The 17,993-nt window shown below is 44.3% G+C and carries 21 protein-coding genes; 5 read left to right on the top strand and 16 right to left on the bottom strand.

Features of this window, described 5'->3' with window-relative positions:
* Positions 1-164: 164 nt before the first annotated feature.
* From HUS26_RS17115 to HUS26_RS17090, 6 genes are all read right to left on the bottom strand, one after another.
* Entirely contained in the window at positions 165-1,448 is a 1,284-nt protein-coding gene (locus tag HUS26_RS17115; protein ID WP_173918251.1) for a GntP family permease, read from the bottom strand.
* 24 nt (positions 1,449-1,472) lie between these two features.
* Positions 1,473-2,651 carry an acetyl-CoA C-acetyltransferase gene (locus HUS26_RS17110; RefSeq protein WP_173918250.1) on the bottom strand — a complete coding sequence of 393 codons (1,179 nt, stop codon included), beginning with the start codon at positions 2,649-2,651 and terminating at the stop codon, positions 1,473-1,475.
* A 15-nt stretch (positions 2,652-2,666) separates the two neighbouring features.
* Positions 2,667-3,437, bottom strand: a complete 771-nt coding sequence (locus HUS26_RS17105; protein WP_173918249.1) for a 3-hydroxybutyrate dehydrogenase — start codon at positions 3,435-3,437, stop codon at positions 2,667-2,669.
* A 43-nt stretch (positions 3,438-3,480) separates the two neighbouring features.
* Complete coding sequence (locus tag HUS26_RS17100) at positions 3,481-4,125, bottom strand: 3-oxoacid CoA-transferase subunit B (protein WP_173918248.1); 645 nt, start codon at positions 4,123-4,125, stop codon at positions 3,481-3,483.
* An 18-nt stretch (positions 4,126-4,143) separates the two neighbouring features.
* The gene (locus tag HUS26_RS17095) at positions 4,144-4,839 is read right to left on the bottom strand and encodes a CoA transferase subunit A (protein ID WP_173918247.1); all 696 of its coding nucleotides are present in this window, start codon (positions 4,837-4,839) and stop codon (positions 4,144-4,146) included.
* Positions 4,840-5,043: 204 nt separating this feature from the next.
* Positions 5,044-6,414, bottom strand: a complete 1,371-nt coding sequence (locus tag HUS26_RS17090; RefSeq protein ID WP_173918246.1) for a sigma-54-dependent Fis family transcriptional regulator — start codon at positions 6,412-6,414, stop codon at positions 5,044-5,046.
* A gap of 405 nt (positions 6,415-6,819) precedes the next feature.
* On the opposite strand from HUS26_RS17090, the gene HUS26_RS17085 reads away from it, so the two are divergent.
* The gene (locus tag HUS26_RS17085; protein ID WP_173918245.1) at positions 6,820-7,554 is read left to right on the top strand and encodes a YqjF family protein; all 735 of its coding nucleotides are present in this window, start codon (positions 6,820-6,822) and stop codon (positions 7,552-7,554) included.
* 173 nt (positions 7,555-7,727) lie between these two features.
* Here the strand turns inward: HUS26_RS17085 and HUS26_RS17080 are convergent, their stop codons facing one another.
* Positions 7,728-8,213, bottom strand: a complete 486-nt coding sequence (locus tag HUS26_RS17080; RefSeq protein WP_173918244.1) for a cupin domain-containing protein — start codon at positions 8,211-8,213, stop codon at positions 7,728-7,730.
* Positions 8,214-8,237: 24 nt separating this feature from the next.
* Positions 8,238-8,792 (bottom strand): DUF6241 domain-containing protein, encoded by a 555-nt coding sequence (locus tag HUS26_RS17075; RefSeq protein WP_173918243.1) that lies wholly within the window; start codon positions 8,790-8,792, stop codon positions 8,238-8,240.
* Positions 8,793-9,013: 221 nt separating this feature from the next.
* Between HUS26_RS17075 and HUS26_RS17070 the strand changes: the two genes are divergently transcribed.
* Positions 9,014-9,325: a hypothetical protein gene (locus tag HUS26_RS17070; protein WP_173918242.1), complete on the top strand. Its 312-nt coding sequence runs from the start codon at positions 9,014-9,016 to the stop codon at positions 9,323-9,325.
* A gap of 172 nt (positions 9,326-9,497) precedes the next feature.
* On the opposite strand, the gene HUS26_RS17065 is transcribed toward HUS26_RS17070, so the two are convergent.
* The 3 genes from HUS26_RS17065 to HUS26_RS17055 form a co-directional block, all read right to left on the bottom strand.
* On the bottom strand, positions 9,498-10,265 hold the full coding sequence (locus HUS26_RS17065) for a DUF1129 family protein (protein WP_173918241.1): 768 nt from the start codon (positions 10,263-10,265) through the stop codon (positions 9,498-9,500).
* Entirely contained in the window at positions 10,252-10,593 is a 342-nt protein-coding gene (locus tag HUS26_RS17060) for a PadR family transcriptional regulator (RefSeq protein ID WP_173918240.1), read from the bottom strand. Before HUS26_RS17060 ends, HUS26_RS17065 begins: the two co-directional genes overlap by 14 nt.
* A gap of 102 nt (positions 10,594-10,695) precedes the next feature.
* Positions 10,696-11,238 (bottom strand): chloramphenicol phosphotransferase CPT family protein, encoded by a 543-nt coding sequence (locus HUS26_RS17055; protein ID WP_173918239.1) that lies wholly within the window; start codon positions 11,236-11,238, stop codon positions 10,696-10,698.
* Between the two features lie 117 nt (positions 11,239-11,355).
* On the opposite strand from HUS26_RS17055, the gene spoVB reads away from it, so the two are divergent.
* Complete coding sequence (gene spoVB, locus HUS26_RS17050) at positions 11,356-12,885, top strand: stage V sporulation protein B (RefSeq protein WP_173918238.1); 1,530 nt, start codon at positions 11,356-11,358, stop codon at positions 12,883-12,885.
* A 379-nt stretch (positions 12,886-13,264) separates the two neighbouring features.
* Here the strand turns inward: spoVB and HUS26_RS17045 are convergent, their stop codons facing one another.
* Both HUS26_RS17045 and HUS26_RS17040 read right to left on the bottom strand, forming a co-directional pair.
* A complete protein-coding gene (locus tag HUS26_RS17045) occupies positions 13,265-13,420 on the bottom strand; it encodes a DUF1540 domain-containing protein (RefSeq protein WP_173918237.1) in 156 nt (51 codons plus the stop codon).
* Positions 13,421-13,559: 139 nt separating this feature from the next.
* Positions 13,560-13,976: a CotD family spore coat protein gene (locus HUS26_RS17040; RefSeq protein WP_254434228.1), complete on the bottom strand. Its 417-nt coding sequence runs from the start codon at positions 13,974-13,976 to the stop codon at positions 13,560-13,562.
* 333 nt (positions 13,977-14,309) lie between these two features.
* Here HUS26_RS17040 and mgtE point away from each other — a divergent pair, with 333 nt between their 5' ends.
* Positions 14,310-15,668 carry a magnesium transporter gene (gene mgtE / locus HUS26_RS17035; protein ID WP_173918236.1) on the top strand — a complete coding sequence of 453 codons (1,359 nt, stop codon included), beginning with the start codon at positions 14,310-14,312 and terminating at the stop codon, positions 15,666-15,668.
* A gap of 217 nt (positions 15,669-15,885) precedes the next feature.
* On the opposite strand, the gene HUS26_RS17030 is transcribed toward mgtE, so the two are convergent.
* Together HUS26_RS17030 and HUS26_RS17025 are read right to left on the bottom strand one after the other, a co-directional pair.
* Positions 15,886-16,566, bottom strand: a complete 681-nt coding sequence (locus HUS26_RS17030) for an LrgB family protein (protein ID WP_254434305.1) — start codon at positions 16,564-16,566, stop codon at positions 15,886-15,888.
* Positions 16,566-16,928 carry a CidA/LrgA family protein gene (locus HUS26_RS17025; protein ID WP_173918235.1) on the bottom strand — a complete coding sequence of 121 codons (363 nt, stop codon included), beginning with the start codon at positions 16,926-16,928 and terminating at the stop codon, positions 16,566-16,568. Before HUS26_RS17025 ends, HUS26_RS17030 begins: the two co-directional genes overlap by 1 nt.
* Before the next feature lie 273 nt (positions 16,929-17,201).
* Between HUS26_RS17025 and HUS26_RS17020 the strand changes: the two genes are divergently transcribed.
* The gene (locus tag HUS26_RS17020; RefSeq protein WP_173918234.1) at positions 17,202-17,507 is read left to right on the top strand and encodes a DUF3243 domain-containing protein; all 306 of its coding nucleotides are present in this window, start codon (positions 17,202-17,204) and stop codon (positions 17,505-17,507) included.
* A gap of 62 nt (positions 17,508-17,569) precedes the next feature.
* Here the strand turns inward: HUS26_RS17020 and HUS26_RS17015 are convergent, their stop codons facing one another.
* Positions 17,570-17,980 (bottom strand): VOC family protein, encoded by a 411-nt coding sequence (locus HUS26_RS17015; protein ID WP_173918233.1) that lies wholly within the window; start codon positions 17,978-17,980, stop codon positions 17,570-17,572.
* Positions 17,981-17,993: the final 13 nt, after the last annotated feature.

Genomic DNA, 17,993 nt, shown 5'->3' with positions numbered 1-17,993 from the left:
ACACCAATATTGTTTTTTACGTTTAAGCAGTGCAGAAAAAAAGGATTTCGATAAAATCGAAATCCTTTCAGCTTCTAGAGAAACTTCTTAGTGCAGACGTCCAACTTTTTCTTTCAAAAATATAGAAAAGAGCTACGGGAAATGGATCGCTTTCCAAAGGCTTTTTATAGAATGCCAAGCGATGAAAGTAGTATAACAAAGACTACAGAGATTACCGGGATAAGAACAGCCACTACGAAAATATCCTTATAGCTGTCTTTATGAGACAAGCCGGTAATGGTTAAAAGCGTCAGAACTGCGCCATTATGCGGAAGTGCATCAAGGCCGCCGGATGATAAGGAAGCCACCCTGTGAAAAGCTTCAGGGCTGATACCTGAGTTCAAGGCGATTTCATAATATTTAGACCCGAGCGCTTCAAGTGCAATCCCCATTCCGCCGGAAGCGGAACCGGTGGCCCCGGCAAGGACGTTAACCGCAACGGCTTCTGAAATAAGAGGATTTCCTTTAATCCCCATTAAGATCTCGGTCAATCGTTCAAATCCCGGTACGGCTTTTACGACTGTGCCGAATCCGACCGCCGCACTCGTATTAATAATTGCAATTACAGAGCCGCCGGCACCGCTGTTCAGCGATTTAGTGAAGCCTTTAACCTGTTGAATGTTAAGGAGCATGATTAAGACAATCCCTGAGATCAGGGCGGTAATGATATCCCATTTAAGCAGATTTAAAGTAAGTAATACTGTTAACAGCGGAAGTAAGGATAACAAGAAGTTAGGATCTTTTTCACTTGTTTCTGTCATTTTATTATCCTTAGGTTCGGTAAAATGTTCACCCTTCCCGGTCAGCTTCTTCTCACGCCAGCGCAAGTAAAAGTAGCCGCCGCCCGCCATGATAATAGCCGCGATAACCCCCATTGCCGGTGCCGCTACCGCGTTGGTCTGAAAATACTCCATCGGAATCAGGTTCTGGATTTGTGGAGTTCCCGGCAGCGCGGTCATTGTAAATGTAAAAGCACCAAGGGCAACGGTTGCTGGAATTAATCTTCGGCTGATATTCGCTTCTCTAAATAAGGAAAGCGCCAGCGGATAGACCGCAAATACGACAACGAACAGGCTGACGCCTCCATATGTTAAAACGGCTGCGGATACAAGCACGCCAAGAATCGCCCGTTTTGTCCCTATCAGCTTAGTTAAAGCGACCGCCACAGATCGGGCCATCCCGGTATCCTCCATGAGTTTTCCGAAAATGGCACCGAGCATGAAGACAGGAAACCAGTCTTTCGCAAATCCGACGAATCCTTCCATATACGTATTCTTATAGGCTTCTAATAAATCGAGACCGCCCGTTAAAGCCACGACACCTGCCGCAATGGGCGCAACCCAGATGATCGACCAGCCCATATAGGCCAGCGCCATTAACACTATAAGGCCTAGTAAAATACCAAGCATAGACTTTCTCCCCCTTTATCTTTTTTATAAAGCTTCAACGACCATGGCGATTCCCTGTCCGCCCCCAATACATAGGGACGCAACGCCGTACTTTTTGCCGCGCCGCTTTAATTCTTTAATCAGTGAATAGAGGACTCTCGTTCCGCTTGCTCCAATTGGATGGCCAAGCGCAATCGCACCGCCGTTTACGTTCACTTTGTCACGATTGAGCCCAAGTTCTTTTTCAACCGCTAAGTATTGAGAGGCAAACGCTTCGTTTACTTCAATTAGATCCATATCTTCAAGCGTGAGATCTGTTGATTTTAAAGCTTTCTTAATGGCTGATACCGGACCGATTCCCATATAAGCCGGGTCAACGCCTGCTAACCCCCAGGAGAGGACCTTTGCGATCGGCGTGCTGTTATTTGCCTGGACAAAATCTTTGCTCGCTGCAACCACAGCTCCTGCGCCATCGTTAATTCCGCTGGCATTGCCCCCGGTTACACTGCCTTCTTTTTTAAATGCAGGTTTTAGGGAAGAGAGCCCTTGTAGAGTGGTATCTTCACGGATGTGTTCATCTTCTGTAACTTCGCTTGTCCCTTTACGGCTTTTGACTTCTACGGCTGTAATTTCTTCAGCCAGCCTTCCTTCTTCTCTGGCAGCTGCTGCCCTCTTATGGCTTAATGCTGCATACTCATCCTGCTCTTCACGGCTGATTTCGTATTTTTCAGCAAGGTTTTCTGCGGTCACTCCCATGCCGTCGCCTATATATTCATCCGTTAAAGCCGCCCATAGCATATCGTCGACTTTCGGTGCACCTAATTTTGTCCCAAATCGGCTTCCTCTTAAGGCATAGGGGGCGAGGCTCATATTCTCTACGCCTCCGGCTAAAGCAGCTTCGCCTTCTCCAAGCTGGATCGACTGAGCTGCTGAAACGACTGACTGCATTCCGGAACCACATAGGCGATTTACGGTAAGAGCAGGACTGGTGATAGGAATCCCTGTATTTAAAGCGATATGCCGCGAAAGGTAAGGAGCGTTTTTTGCTGAGTGAATCACATTGCCAATCACGGAAAAATCAATTTGATCGGGAGTGATCCCGCTTCGCCTGATCGCTTCCTTACTCGCTGTCACTCCAAGCGTCGTTGGGTCGACGTCTTTTAACTTACCTCCAAAGCTGCCAAACGGTGTGCGTGCGCCTTCTAAAATATAAACTTCTCTCATTGTCGCCCTCCTTAGTTATTGAGCCGTATAGCCGCCATCAAGCACAACAGCCTGACCGGTTACACCTCTTGCTTTTTCGCTGGCCAAAAACATCGTATAGTCCGCGATTTCCTCCACAGACAACAGCCGCTTCTGAGGAACCAGCGGATAAATAACCTCTTCTAACACTTTTTCAAGAGAAACTCCGCGGTTTACGGCCAAGTCTTCCAGCTGATTGCGCACAAGCGGCGTATCCACATAGCCAGGGCAGATTGCATTGACGGTAATTCCGTGTTCCGCCCCCTCTAATGCTGTAACTTTGGTTAATCCGATTACCCCGTGTTTGGAGCTGTTATAAGCAGATTTTCCTGCAAAACCGATTAATCCGTTTATCGAGGCCATATTGATAATCCGGCCAAATCCCTGCTTTTTCATAATTGGAAAAGCATGCTTAATGGCCATAAACGGCGCCACCAGCATGACATCCGTAATAAAACGGAACTTCTCTGTTGGGAATTCTTCAATGGAGGCCACATGCTGCAGCCCGGCGTTGTTGATCAACACATCAAGACGTCCATAAGTGTTGACCGTCTCATCGATGGAGCTGATTAATTCTTCCTCCTTTGTTACATCACATTTCAGGCCGATACACTCATAGCCTTGTTTCTTCAAGGCTTCTGCCGCTTCTTTTACTTTTTCTTCATTTACATCACTGAGTACTACTTTTGCTCCTTCTTTTGCGAATGCTGTTCCTATTTGATATCCGATGCCGCTTGCAGCACCTGTAATAAAGACAACTTGGCTCATTGATTAAAAACCCCCATTATTTATTTGTACTTTCCATTAACTGCTAGCTTATTGTCAGCTCAGCCTCTGTAGAAACTTTTACTTCATCAACTGTCCATCCATTTAGAACCTCCACTAATTCAAGGCCCTGCCGCGTAACATCGATGACCGAGCGTTCTGTAATGATGCGGTCAACCACTCCCTGCCCTGTTAATGGCAGCTGACACGTTTTTAAAATTTTCGGATCACCGTGTTTGTTGACGTGATCCATGATAATGACGATCTTCTTAGCTCCATGGACAATATCCATCGCTCCGCCCATGCCTTTAATCATTTTTCCTGGAATCATCCAATTGGCAAGGTCACCCTTCTCTGAAACTTCCATACCGCCGAGTATGGCCAGATCCAAATGCTCGCCGCGTATCATGGCAAAAGACTCTGCGCTGTCGCAATAAGAGGCTCCTGGCGCTTCGGTCACCGTTTCCTTTCCGGCATTGATTAAGTCCGGGTTCACTTCCTCTTCATAAGGGGATCTTCCAATCCCAAGCAGCCCGTTTTCCGACTGAAGAACGACCTCTTTATCCTCTTGAATGTAGTTCGCTACCATTGTCGGCATTCCGATTCCTAAGTTGACATAGTAACCGCTTTCAATTTCCTGCTCAGCTCGCCGGGCAATTCTTTCTCTCACTTGGGCTCTATCTAATTTCATTAATTTCCCTCCTAGTGGTTATGCGTGTGTCCTAAGTGTTAATCGTTCAATCCGCTTTTCCTGAGCTCCCTGAATGAGTCCTTGTACGTAAATGCCTGGGGTATGAATCTGATCCGCCTCTAGTTCTCCTGTCTTAACGAACTCTTCTACTTCCGCAATTGTTGTTTTTCCGGCTGCTGCCATCATCGGATTGAAATTGCGGGCCGTTTTGTTATAAATGAGGTTGCCGTGCCTGTCACCTTTGGCTGCCCTGACAAGGCTGAAATCAGCACGCAGTCCGGTTTGAAGCAGATAATCTTTTCCATCAAAATTCCTGACTTCCCCGTCTTCTGCTAGAGGAGTACCGACCCCTGCTGGTGTGTAAAATGCCGGAATACCTGCTCCTCCTGCACGAATCCGTTCGGCCAGCGTCCCTTGTGGTGTCAGTTCAACTTCCAATTCACCTGAAAGTACCTGTCGTTCAAACTCTTTATTCTCACCAACATAAGAGCCAATCATTTTATCAATCTGCTTATTTTTCAACAAAAGTCCAAGCCCCCAGTCATCGACTCCACAATTGTTAGAGATAACTGTAAGGTGCTTAACCTTTGAATCTACTAAAGCGAGAATCAAGTTCTCCGGTATACCGACAAGCCCGAAACCGCCGACCATGATGACAGACCCGTCTTTTATATCTTTTACTGCCTGTTCGAATGATGAATAAATGGTTTTCATCCATGTAACACTCCCTTCACCCTTATATATGCAAAATTCATGCCAACTTTATAAACGCTGATTCGATAAGGTTTTCTCATATTCGCCATTTTTTTATTCCAGATTTCCGGAAAAGAGATCTCTATATACTGACTCAATTTATGAAAACCCTTACAATTAAGCGATAAAAAAATCATTCCGGTAATCCGGAAAGTGATTCCAGGATTACGGAATGATTGATAACTCGTACTTTTTCACTTTGTCATAAAAGCTGGATTTCCCAATTCCAAGAGCTTTTGCAGCCTTAACTTTGTCGCCTTTGCACCTTTTTAAAGCCTGTTCAATAGCCTTTCTCTCTGTACCCTCAAGAATCTCCTTCAACGATTGTTCTTCGGGATTATATTTGTACCGCATATGATCAGGGAGATCGCCAAGCTGAATGGTCTCTTCATTTGTTAAATAGACAGCGGATTCAATCACATTCTCTAACTCCCGGACATTCCCCGGCCAATCATAAGTTTGAAAACAGCTGTGCACCTCAGGGGCAAACTCAGCGACCCGCTTTCCGATGCGGTCTGTAAGCTTCTGTAAAAGATATTTAGAAAGGACCCGTAAATCCTCCGGACGCTCCCTTAATGGAGGAATAAACACCTGCATTGCATTAATCCGATAAAATAAATCGTTGCGAAACTTTTGTGTTTCGATCAGCTTTTCCAGTGGTTGATTGGTCGCCGCCACGATCCGCACGTCAATTTGCTGCGGCTTCACAGCACCAATAGCTTCTGCCTCTCCCTCTTGCAGCACACGCAGAATTTTCACTTGAGTGTGAAGGGGCATATCGCCGATTTCATCAAGGAAAAGAGTGCCTCCATCCGCGAGCTGAAATTTTCCGGGCTTCCCGCCTTTTTTAGCACCTGTAAAAGCTCCTTCCTGATAACCAAACAGCTCAGACTCTATTAAATGCTCAGGAATGGCGGCACAGTTGACCTTTATAAAAGGCTTCGTATGACGCTCACTCAGCTGGTGGATGCTGTGGGCGAAAAGCTCCTTGCCTGTTCCGCTTTCCCCTCTTAACAAGACGGACACGTCGCCGGTTGCCAGCTTTTTCACCTTGTCTTTCACCTTTTGCATTTCCGGAGAAGATGTAATAATATCGTGCAGAGAATAGCTGGCTCCACTTTGCTTATTCATTTGATTTCTGTAAGTTTCAAGCTCCATCAGAAGTGCCTTAATGTGACTATTCATTTTCAGCCATTCTTCTGTATCACGGAACAGAACCATCCCAAGCGCTCCGACGAGCTTCCCTTCAGAGCGCAGCGGGACGCGGTTGGCGATCATATAATTGCCGCGGATATACTGAATATCAGCCATCTCTTCCTTTCCTGTTTCCGCAACGATATGCATCCTTGTATTGTTAATGACATCAGTGACATGCTTTCCTTTTACTGCTGCTTTATCAACCTTTAAGAATTCACAATAACCTTCGTTCATGTATGAAATATAGCCTTTTTTATCGACGATCACAATGCAGTGATTGACGTTTCCAAAGAACGTCTCAAAAATTCCATCCTTATAATCATTTAAAATGGACAGCATGTAAATTAACCCCTTTATGATAACGGTTTCAATAACTAGAATTCTATCACACTGTCCTTTTAATAACGACTCTGCTGCTAAATGCAGCTACACCCAAAATATAGCAGGATCACGTATAATATCATGCGGTTGTCAGTGAAGTATCTAAAGGCAAGGAGAATAATTGACAGTCATTTAGGGTAGAGTGTAATCAATATAACAAAGCAGGTACGGCATGGGTGAGCCCTCCTCCCTTCATCCGCCCGTGCCTGTTTTGTTTTCTATCCTGGATTTCTGCCAAAGGATGTAGTGATTTTGAGGGGATTACGGGACTATCTGACGAGACCCCGCAATGAAGGACGATCGAAGAAGCTTGATCGGTTCGTCCATGGAAACCCTTAGCCTATCTATTATAGGAGTGGTCGTATGTATGAAGATATTCTTTCAAAAACCGAATATCGTGATTCTCCGCTTCCTAAAGGACCATGGGTATTCTCTCAACAATGGGACCACACCTTATTTATGCATCACTCCGTAGATAAGGAAGCTCTCCTCCCTTTCATTCCAGCCGGGCTGGAATTAGATACATTTGAAGGCGAGGCGTGGATCTCTATCATCCCCTTTCGAGTAAGCGGCATGCATTTTCGAATGATCCCGAAGATCCCTTACCTTCATACTTTTTTAGAACTCAATGTGCGTACATATGTTAAAAGAAACGGCGTTCCAGGAATCTGCTTTTTCAGTCTCGATGCTGAAAAGCTATTAGACGTGTTAGGAGCCAGAGCTACGACTCTGCCTTATTATTACGCGTCTATGAACATGACCAGGAAAGGAGATACGTTTCATTACTATAGTAAGCGAAAAGGAAAATCAGGTGCTCTGCTGCAAGGAACCTGGCGTCCGGTGTCTGCCGGTTACTCCCCAGAAAAAGGAAGCGTGGCAAACTGGCTCGTTGAACGCTATTATTTATGGACACCTGTTAATGATTCCTTGTATTCGATAGGCGTGCATCACTTACCGTGGAAAATCCATGATGCTTCCGGTCATTTTGAAACATATAATCTTTCGCCTTTACCTCCTTCTGCTTTTTCCGGGGGGAAATTTCTCCTTCATTACGCGGAAGCCAGACGAGTGCTGTTCTGGCCGATGAAAAAATCATAAGAAAAAAGCCTCCTCGTTCGTCCCTCACTGCGGTAAGCAGGCCGTTTTTCTGCAGGGGGCTCGCCGTTTCCCTGCCCTTCTTACATAACCAATAAATATAAAGCCAAAAGAAAAACCTCGAAGAATTTTCATTTCCTTCGAGGTTTTCACATTATAAACCGTTCGGACAGCCCTTATTTCTCATAAGCAAGCTTGTTAATGATTTTGCGGTGCTGAGGATATTGCTTCATCAGCTCCTGTTTTTCAAATAACTCAAAGTCCTCAAAATCAAAGCCGGGAGAGACCATACAGCCTGCCAGAGAAAACGTATCCTCTTCATCTACAGAAGAACCGAATATCGTATGTTTTGACACGACGAATTGCGGCACTTCTCCTCTGCTGATATTAAGGCCGAGCTTCACTTCCTTATATTCGCCTTCTGGTGTGATCATATGGACAGTGAGCGGGCTTCCTCCGTGAAAATACCAGAGCTCATCCGATTGAAGCCTGTGAAAGTGAGAAACGTCTTTAGAACGCAGCAGAAAATAAATGCTTGTGTACAAACTTCGCTTTCCATGAGGAGTTTCAGTGGAGATATCTGATTCGTAGGTTGGTTTATAAAATCCGCCTTCTGGGTGGGCTTTTAGTCCCAGCTGGTTAATTAAATCATCGCTTTTCATTCAAGCACTTCCTTCCCTTTCATATTATTCTTTGCTGCTTTCAATAAAAGCTTCTTCCTCAGCTTCTGATAATACACCAAATGATCTTCCTACTGTGCCCCCCTGCAGGCTCCACATCGCGTTATGGTGCTCGTCAGCTGATGAGAAATCTCCATCCTGCCAAGTATTTAGAATGCCGGCGTACTTGTCTTTATACTTTAGATCTGCAGTCTCTAACCCTTCAAGAAGCCAATTGACCCGTTCATCTGTAATTAAATAAAAACCCCACTTTTTGCCGGCCTTTACTTTTTGGTGGGACATTTGATGGATATACTCCTGATAGTCCCGATCGGTTAGTTCTTCATGTTCAGCTTGATCACCGAAAGGAATTAATTCTTCCGCATCCCCTTCAGCAAGCTTGTCCTCAGACAGCTCTTCCACTTTCTGACCTTCTGTCTCTTCTGTTTTCTCCGTTTCTTCAGAGCCCGCTGCTTCTTCATTGCCGCCCATGAGAATATCATAAGCCATATATCCAATGGCACCTGCCACGCCAAAGCAGATAAGGATTGAAATGGTTAAACCGATTACTTTATTAGACAATTCCCTTCCCCCTTATAACATCTCTGAGTCCATAGTAATAGTAAAAGAGATACAATTCAAGGTTATGAAGGAATAATAAGGAAAAATACAGGACTATAAGAAGAGATCACAACTGAAAAAATAAGGCTATTCCCCTTTATTTTCTCCAGTTCTACCCAGTGTCCCCGATCCGTATACTATCCTTACGAAGTTGAGATATTTATCTAAAGGAGGCTGAAAAGATGTCAGCATCAAGAGTTTTAAAGTGGGTTGCCGGAGCACTTGAAGCCATTCTCGCTATACCTTTTTTTGGAGGTGCCCTTATTATTTCGCTTTACTGGACGCCGCTTGCCGTTATGCTTGCCCTTCATATTATTACTTTAGTTTTAACAAAACAGGTCAAGGGAGCTTCGAGGGGAAGTGTTTTAGGGATTATTACCTCCTGCATCGGCTGGATCCCGGTAGTTGGAATGATTATGCATATCCTCTCGGCCATCTTTTTAATGATTGATGCGGCGACCCCTGACCCTGCCCCTGAGAAAGAAGCAGCTTAAGAGAAAGAAGCAGCTTAAGAGAAAGAATGGCTGATGTGCAAGCGAAAACCGTGTTTTGGTGTCTTAATTCGCCCGTTTGTTGGCACGTTACGGAAAAATATTCTCCTTTTGAGAGACGGCAGTGCTGGAGCGCCTGCCCGATATTTCTCGACAGCCTTAGAACTTCATTCCACTAAAGGGATGAAGTTCTTTTTTCCTCTGCTTTTGCTTTTCGGCCAATGAAGAATAAGTAAGTCATCATCCCGATAAACATGGCAGAGCTTGACACCGCCAGCTGCGTCTCCTTTGTAAAGCTGGTCAGCTTCACTAATAATTCAGGAACAAACAGCAGCAGCGGTATAATGATCGTAAACCACGTTTTACTCCAGATAGCCATTCCTACAAAAACAGCAACGGCTGCTACAGCAGCGATAACGTTGGCAGCGGTATTGAATTCAATGGAACTCGTTGAGTAATATTGATTGGCAAAAATTAAAGCTCCAAACAGCACAATCGGAGTAAAGCCCAGTATCCCAAAAAGGATCCACTCCTTAGTTTTTCGTGGACTTGAGCTTGCCATGTAACGAAAGACGGCCGCTGTAAGGAGTGTGAAAAGAATTACGACCATTGGATAACCGGCCAATTCTAATACCGATAATGTGATGCCGCCGTTGATCACGTCTCCGAGTAAAATGTAAGCAAACGCCCCCAGTATAATCATCGATATATATTGAAAAACCGTCCTTCTATTTAAAGGCATCTCTGCTGCAATCTGCTCCATATATTCCTTTGGCGATTGGCCGATCAGGCTGTCGACATTCTTGCCTTCGCTTTCTGCTTCTGTTAAATGGTCCTCCAGTTCACCGACGATTTCTTCAATTTGATGCTCACTTCTTCCTGCTGACGTTAGGTATAATTGTAGGTTCTCAAGAAACTCCTCACTCTGTTTAGATAATGTCATCCTTTCTTTCCTCCCGTAATAAATGGTCAACACTGCGAGAAATCTTTTCCCATTTTACTTTAAAATTGTGAAGCTCTTCTTCTCCTTCAGCGGTCAACGCATAATATTTCCGCTTCGGTCCGCCTGATGGCAGTTTCTTTTGCGTTGTCGTCACGAGGCCTTCCTTTTTCATCCTCAGCAGGAGAGGATAGATGCTTCCTTCCTTCACCATGGAGAAACCATGCTCATTCAGCTTCTCCATCATTTCGTAGCCGTACGTTTCTCCTTTTCCAATGATGGAGAGAAGACACCCCTCCAAAATCCCTTTGAGTATCTGACTTGAAGACAATTGATTCGCTCCTTTTGGTACAACTAAGTTGTTTTACAAGGTAGTTGGTTAAAAAATACTATATTGCATAACAATATAGTTTAAGATTAACACATTTTCCACTTATTTCAAGCCCGTTTTTTTCAAAGTCGATTTCCAGCCTTTGGCAGACTTCTGACTTTTTAATTGTTTAATCACAACATCAGCTGCCTCTCCCTGAGAAGTATCTACTGTAACGTCATACACTTCCCCCTGCTGATGAACATATGCCAGCTGCTTTTCTGCCTGGCCGATCGTGCGGTCGCCCCTAGCTGCTTCTCTTCTTTCCAGTTCATCCAGAGAACAATGCACCCCTACAAAGAAAATAGGATAATCTTTTAACACTGTGAAGGCGTCTTTCATCGTATCGTCATTATGTAGAATTTGATCCACGATCAGGTTGATCCCCCGATCAGAAAACATAGCAGTCGTTTGATGAAAAAAGTGCTCGGTCGGAATTGGAATCAGCTTTTCAAGCGTGCGATCTTCCATTCGTTCAATGAGTTCATCAAAATCATCAATGCTTAACGGGAAATAATTCCTAAGCTTTGAAGCAAGCTGCTTTGCCAGAGTGCTCTTCCCTGAACTTGATACACCATTAAGCAGAATAATTTGGCCCTGCTGCACGTATATCCTCTCCCTGCGTCTAAAAAAGTATTTAAAAGATTTTCTATAAAAGAAAGCAACTTCATCTTTTCCTGCCATATATATCAAATATGGACAAGGTAAAGGATGAGTGGACATATGACCAAACAAAGTCTTCTTAAAGGAACAATCATTCTCACCATCGGCGCCCTGATCACCCGGATTCTAGGGTTTGCAAATGGGATCGTCATGGCTAATGTATTAGGTCCTGAAGGGGTCGGCCTCATCATGATGGCGATGCCTGTGACCGGCTTATTAATTACGCTAACAACGCTTGGGCTTCCGGTTGCGATATCGAAGCTTGTGGCTGAAGCTGAAGTAAAAAATGACCCGCAGCGGGTGAAAAAGATACTGATTGTTTCTTTAACGACGACCAGTGTGATCGGTATCCTTTTAATGGGCGGAGCGCTCATTGGAGCAAAAGTGCTGGCCTCGATTTTCCTTACCGACCAGCGCGCTTACTACTCACTGCTTGCCGTTATTCCAATCATTCCTATTATAGCGGTTTCTTCAGTCATTAAGGGATATTTTCGCGGAAAGCAAAATATGACTCCGATTGCCCTTTCACAGGTGATTGAGCAGTTCTCAAGAATCGGTTTTATTTTCTTATTCGTTCAGTGGCTGCTTCCTTATGGACTGGAGTTTGCGGCAGCAGGCGCTGTGTTAAGCGGAATTATTGGGGAAGCTTTCTCCTTACTGTATTTAATGTCTGCTTTTAAATGGTTCAAGCGCCGGCGCTTTTCGTTTCGTCAGCCTTTTTCTAAAGTGGACAAGGGCAAGCGTGTCTTCTTTGACTTAATGCATACAGGACTCCCGACAACGGGAAACGGCTTGATCCACTCATTAATCGGAGTTATTCAGCCGATTCTTATTACCCAGAGTCTGGCGATTGCCGGGGTCGGTACAGCCCTGGCCACTCAGCAGTTCGGGATCGTTATGGGGTTTGTCATCCCGCTGTTAATGCTGCCAGGCTTTGTTACGAATTCGCTGTCCATTCCTTTAATACCGGCGATCAGTGAAGCAAAAGAGCAGAACGCGACAGGCCTGATTCACAAGAGGACCCAGCAGTCGATTCGGATTGCCTTAATCGTCGGCGTGCCAAGTTCCCTTGTGCTGTGGCTGTTTGCCGATCAGCTGACGACGGTTATATACAACTCACCGGAAGCTGCAATCCTGCTGAAAATGATGGCTCCTTTTCACCTGCTTCAGTATTTCCGAATACCGCTGCAAGCAGTTATCACCGGGTTAGGAAAAGCAAACCTTGTTATGGTGAACGACCTGATTGCAAATGCAGCTAAACTAGCCTTTATATTTTTACTGGCTTCCCGGCCGGATTTTGGGATTTACGGTGTTTGTTTAGGCATCAGCGCCAGCGTCATTCTCGGAACGCTGCTTCACTTTGCTACGATATCTAAGCTTGTCGGCTTTCGCTTTGTTCCGGGAGACTTTATAAAAGTCGGATTGTCAGGGGCAATTATGGGTTTTGTCGGGCATGGCACGTTTGATTATTTAAGTACAGTTACGACAAACCAGATTCTCCTGCTTTGTGCGTCGGTCTTCGTTACTATGCTCACTTACCTCCTTTTATTATTATTCTTAGGGGTCATTAAATTAAGACTTAAAAGATAATGGAAAATTTTCGTCGAATCCGCCTTTCCGTATTGCTAGCAGGAGCGGGTCCCCTTTCGCTTTGAAGCAAACGTCCGGCCAAGCCTCCGCGCTTCGCTGCTGGGTATCGGCAGGCCGTTTTTTAAGCAGCCCCTCGCGCAAGACTTGCGTCACGAACAAAGGCTTAAAGCGCTCTGGTAGACACGAAACGCATAAGCAAAAAGTCCGGAGGAAGGTGGCCTTCCCTTTTAGCAGGCCGGATGGCTTATGACGCGAGTGTCTGGGCGCTGGAGCTGGATGCCGCTATTATAAACATATATATCCACAGCTTGGAATTTTATAATTTCCTAGACAACGAAAAAACCTGATGGGCTTACCCGTCAGGTTTTTTAATTTTTTTTTAATGTTGAGGTTCGAATGTTTTACAGTCGGTTTCTTCCTGCTTGGAAGCCTGTTTGCCGCTATGGCTGACTACATAGATAGCCTCCGCGCTGCATTTGTTCCCATGATCCCAATATTTACAGTTGTTTACTTCACACAGTACATCTTTCGCCATGAATGTCACACCTCCCATGTCTCTATTTTTGACAAAGGATGGTGGATTGATACCCTTATGATCCTTAGAAGAACATAAAAAAAGATATAGGAGGAGCGAGTATGCCTATATCTTTTCTTACTAAACCTATTTAGTTTTTTTACCATCTAGGACGCTGCGGCCCCATCCAGTTTTGTGGAGGGTAAGGAACACGAACATTCTCACAGGAATAAGTGTTAACTACGGAGCAGGTATGCGGATAAGAATGCAAATATTTATAATGCGTATGATGAATTTGAGTCGTATGACTCGGATGAACAACTGGGATTAGCACCTCTCGATTAAAATTCTCGGTGAATTCCCTTACAGGTTCAACCTGAGCAGGCATTGTCTCAGTTGGCTGCTGCACAGCAGGCGCAACTTGATTATTATCATAATCATCATCGTCATCGTAATCCTGACTTTGACCCATTACTTGACCAGGACCCATCATGTTGTTTTGGGCTTGCTGACCCATCACGTCGTTTTGCCCCATCATGTCGTTTTGGCCGTGAAATCCTTGGAAACCTTTGTTCATTTCACCCAGCCTCCTCTCTTTCGCTGTTTTACGTTACATAATTTTATACGCAGGACAATCGTCCATTGATTGTACGTTTACCCATTTCCATAAATGAAGTTATTTTGTGTCACGATTTCCTCCCCTCCGCCCAGCACTTAAATAATTGAGCCGAATAAATTGTAAAAACTATTTATATACGACGGCTTGTTAATTGATAATGTTGATTTTTCATAAAATAGGGGAGCCTCGCAGTAGTCCCCCTGTTCTTATCAGCATTCTTTAACAGCGCCTTCATATTAAACAGGAAAATAGGGAAAGTTATATTAAGGAACTAAACTGGAGGGGTCTCCCATGTCTCTGGCCATGACAGAAAACGAAATTACCCTTGCAATTATACAATCATTAAAAGATGGCAAGAAAAGAGCTTTCCAGCATATCATCAGCGAACTGCATCCTTACGATATCGCCCTGCAGTATCACCATATTCCCGTCAAACATTCCGATAAATATCTGCTGTATTTAACTCTTGATCAGCTGACCAGTCTTATGGGAGAACTCGATCAGGGGGATCAGCTTGATGTGCTGCAAAGATTAGGAAGGAAAAAATCAACGAAAGTTCTCGACTTAATGGAGAATGATGATTTAGCCTCACTGCTGACGGACATGGAGCCGGAAAAGATTAAAGAACTGCTTTCGGAAATGAAAGATGAAGAATCGAAAATCGTTCAAAATATGATGACATACCCGCCAGAAACAGCCGGGCGCTTTATGAACAACCGGTATGTATGGATTCCACGTCACTATACGGTCAGGGAAGCCGTCGATAAGCTTAAAGACTTCGCGGAACTCGCCGAATATCTTAACTACCTGTACGTCATCGATGAAGAAAAAAGTCTGGTCGGGGTCGTTTCTTATAAAGATCTTATTTTGGGTGAAATCACCGATAAAATTGAAGACATCATGTACACCCGTGTCGTTAAAGCAGATGTGCATACAGACCAGGAAGAAGTCGCCAGTATCATTAACCGATATGATTTCGTTTCCCTCCCCATTGTTGAAGAAGGCGATCGGCTGGTCGGTGTGATCACGGTCGATGATGTCCTTGATGTCGTCTATCAGGAAGCAAACGAAGATATTGAAAAGCTATCCGCCTCCGGTAAAGCAATTGATTTTTCAACAAAACCGCTCATAGCCGCTTACCGACGTCTGCCCTGGCTGATTCTGTTATTATTTATCGGGCTGATTTCAGGTAGTATTATCAGCAGCTTTGAATCGACGTTGGAAACGGTGGTCGCACTGGCTTTCTTTATGCCGATGATTGCCGGCATGACAGGAAATACAGGTACTCAGTCACTCGCTGTTGTCGTACGTGGATTAGCTTCTCAGGATTTAAATTTTAAGCAGGTAGCTAAACTGGTTTCACGCGAACTTTGGGTAGGGATGATTATCGGCGTCACCTGCGGAATTCTCATCTCGTTAATCGCATATATATGGCGGGGGAATATCACCCTGGGGCTTGTCGTTGGAAGTTCCCTGCTGCTCACACTGATCATCGGAACGATCGCCGGCACCGTCATCCCGCTTATTTTATATAAGTTAAAAATAGACCCGGCTGTCGCTTCTGGTCCTTTAATCACAACGATTAATGATATTTTATCTTTACTCATTTTTTTTGGAATCGCGACAGCATTTATTTCGCGTCTTATGTAAAGTTTTTCTTTTATTTGTTATCGGGATAGAATACCGCTCGCTTTTACGCACAAACCATCACAGCGCCTTAATAATAAACATAAGAGCTATCACTGAAAGAAGCTTCCAAAATAAAAGGAAGGGACCGTCCCTTCCTTTTTATTGTTTCACGTGAAACACTCTCGAAAACGTTCCATTTATCCGCGAAATCATCTTTCCACTAAAAACCTCTTACCCATTAAATTTGGAATATCCATACAAATAGAGGTCCGAGCACAGATCCGAAAATGGCAGTCAGACTCATCGCGACCGAGCTCATCGAAGCTGTCTCTTCCCCGTATTCTAAAGCTTTTGATGTACCTAATGCGTGAGAGGCACTTCCAAAAGCGATCCCCTGTCCCATCGCACTTGTCATGCGCGTCCATTTTAACAGAAGCGGACCTGCGATAAGCCCGGTAAATCCCGCAACCATTGTAAAAACCACCGTCATTGAAGGAATGCCTCCGATTTCTGTTGAAACCGGGATCGCGACGGGTGTGGTTAATGATTTAGGAACCATGGAGAGGATCTGGATACGGTCAATACCGAATGCTTTGGCAAATAACAGGCCGGTGCCAAGAGCTGTCACAAGTCCAGCCAGAACCCCGGAGAGTACCGGCAGCAAATAAGTCAGGATCTCTTTTCTCTGCTTATACATGGGATAGGCGAGGGCAACGACAGCCGGGCCTAAAAAAGTATCGATCCACCGGCCTCCCTTCATATACGTTTCATATGGAATTTGAAAAATGACGAGCATAAGGACAATGAGCAGCGTCGATGTTAAAACAGGTGCTAATAACGGATTATGAAAGCGGGTGTATAGGCGGCTCATCAGTAAAAAGACAACTATGGTTACAGCAAACATCAGAATGGCCACCATCAATCACCACCCTCCTTTTTTAAAAAGATTTCGCTGATTTTCCCTGCCGCGATCATCGTCAATAGTGTGCTCACACTAACGATGAATACTAAGAAAACTCCGTTCATTGAAAGAAAGGACGGATAGTTCACGACTCCGACAGTTGCCGGAATAAAAAATAACGGAAGAAAAGAAAGCATGAATATCGATCCCTCTTCTATCCACCGGACAGAAAAGAGGTTGAGAGACAGGCAGCTAAAGAGAAGGACCAGCCCGATGATGCTGCCGGGGATCGATAAGTTTAACAGTTCGCGCAGCCCTTCTCCTATTAAATAAAAAAGATAAAATATAGAGATCTGCAAAGTAATTCGAATGATTTTCATAGGGTAAGGCCTTCTCTAAAAGAAGTCCGCCTCCTTTCTTTTTATTGACTATGTTAATTAAAAGAGATAGAATTCGCTCCCTTTTTCGCGGAATCATTCATTTTAAAAATATAATTTCATATCCTATCATTTCCTTAACAAACTCTTCAAAACAAAAGATTATAACAAACCTGTTCTATTAATTATTATTCTACGAGCACATTCACCAACCATTAAACGTTTAGGCGGCATTGGCACGTGGAACTAGCAGAACTATATGAAAGGAGAGATACAATGGCTAATAAAGACCCTAAAAATGTAGCAGCAAACATGAGCGAAGAAAAAAAAGATGACATTATGCAGAATTTCCAAACGTTTAAGGACTATCTTGGTGACCAGGTCAACAAAGGTGAAAAGCTCGGTTTAGGTGAAGAAGGACTTACAAAAGGCGCCAAGCGTGTGGCTGATTATCTCGCCAATCACGAGGAGCCGCGTAACCGTGAGGAAAAAGTGTTAAACGAACTTTGGAACGCCGCGAACGAAGAAGAGCGCAAGCACATGTCCCACGTTCTCGTAAAACTTGCTGATTCTACTAACTAATTGAGGAACATTCTGCTTTGAATAAAAGAGGTGCCTCTTGCTTAGGCACCTTTTTTTCGTTTCTAAAATTTTTCTCCTTGCTCGTATTTTGAAATATCGATACAAAATACAATGCGCCAGCCTTCAGGATCCTCAAAGGTATACCCTTTATCCTTCCAATATGGGTTCAGCGGCTCTACAGGTTCAAATCCATACTTTCTAAAATAGCTCTTCTGCTGCTCAATTTCTTCTTTGGTATTTAAGTAGAATACGAGTAAATGATCTTTAGAGGGTGCTTTCGTTTCAAGATCATGATCACTTTGTAAAAGTTCGAGATGGACTGTCTGGTCCGGCAAGCCGTACAGTAGCCCGTGATAGCCGTTGTGATTAAATTCTCCAATCAGCTTGAGACCTAACACTTCGCCATAGAAATGCCTCATTGGTTCAATTTTTGTTGTAGGCCTCGCGATCCGCATATAATTCCATGCTTTCATTTGCTTCCCCCTC

It is taken from the genome of Halobacillus sp. Marseille-Q1614 (assembly GCF_902809865.1).
Classification (GTDB): domain Bacteria; phylum Bacillota; class Bacilli; order Bacillales; family Halobacillaceae; genus Halobacillus_A.
This window is presented reverse-complemented; position numbering and strand designations above follow the sequence as displayed.

What these genes read in the sequence shown, in the direction of transcription:
- HUS26_RS17015 (WP_173918233.1), bottom strand. Translation starts at nt 17,980, where the DNA reads ATGAAAGCATGGAATTATATGCGGATCGCGAGGCCTACAACAAAAATT.
- spoVB (WP_173918238.1), top strand. Translation starts at nt 11,356, where the DNA reads ATGACCAAACAAAGTCTTCTTAAAGGAACAATCATTCTCACCATCGGC.
- HUS26_RS17110 (WP_173918250.1), bottom strand. Translation starts at nt 2,651, where the DNA reads ATGAGAGAAGTTTATATTTTAGAAGGCGCACGCACACCGTTTGGCAGC.
- HUS26_RS17115 (WP_173918251.1), bottom strand. Translation starts at nt 1,448, where the DNA reads ATGCTTGGTATTTTACTAGGCCTTATAGTGTTAATGGCGCTGGCCTAT.
- HUS26_RS17080 (WP_173918244.1), bottom strand. Translation starts at nt 8,213, where the DNA reads ATGAAAAGCGATGATTTAATTAACCAGCTGGGACTAAAAGCCCACCCA.
- HUS26_RS17020 (WP_173918234.1), top strand. Translation starts at nt 17,202, where the DNA reads ATGGCTAATAAAGACCCTAAAAATGTAGCAGCAAACATGAGCGAAGAA.
- HUS26_RS17030 (WP_254434305.1), bottom strand. Translation starts at nt 16,566, where the DNA reads ATGGTGGCCATTCTGATGTTTGCTGTAACCATAGTTGTCTTTTTACTG.
- HUS26_RS17040 (WP_254434228.1), bottom strand. Translation starts at nt 13,976, where the DNA reads ATGAACAAAGGTTTCCAAGGATTTCACGGCCAAAACGACATGATGGGG.
- HUS26_RS17045 (WP_173918237.1), bottom strand. Translation starts at nt 13,420, where the DNA reads ATGGCGAAAGATGTACTGTGTGAAGTAAACAACTGTAAATATTGGGAT.
- HUS26_RS17025 (WP_173918235.1), bottom strand. Translation starts at nt 16,928, where the DNA reads ATGAAAATCATTCGAATTACTTTGCAGATCTCTATATTTTATCTTTTT.
- HUS26_RS17070 (WP_173918242.1), top strand. Translation starts at nt 9,014, where the DNA reads ATGTCAGCATCAAGAGTTTTAAAGTGGGTTGCCGGAGCACTTGAAGCC.
- HUS26_RS17090 (WP_173918246.1), bottom strand. Translation starts at nt 6,414, where the DNA reads ATGCTGTCCATTTTAAATGATTATAAGGATGGAATTTTTGAGACGTTC.
- mgtE (WP_173918236.1), top strand. Translation starts at nt 14,310, where the DNA reads ATGTCTCTGGCCATGACAGAAAACGAAATTACCCTTGCAATTATACAA.
- HUS26_RS17100 (WP_173918248.1), bottom strand. Translation starts at nt 4,125, where the DNA reads ATGAAATTAGATAGAGCCCAAGTGAGAGAAAGAATTGCCCGGCGAGCT.
- HUS26_RS17065 (WP_173918241.1), bottom strand. Translation starts at nt 10,265, where the DNA reads ATGACATTATCTAAACAGAGTGAGGAGTTTCTTGAGAACCTACAATTA.
- HUS26_RS17095 (WP_173918247.1), bottom strand. Translation starts at nt 4,839, where the DNA reads ATGAAAACCATTTATTCATCATTCGAACAGGCAGTAAAAGATATAAAA.
- HUS26_RS17085 (WP_173918245.1), top strand. Translation starts at nt 6,820, where the DNA reads ATGTATGAAGATATTCTTTCAAAAACCGAATATCGTGATTCTCCGCTT.
- HUS26_RS17105 (WP_173918249.1), bottom strand. Translation starts at nt 3,437, where the DNA reads ATGAGCCAAGTTGTCTTTATTACAGGTGCTGCAAGCGGCATCGGATAT.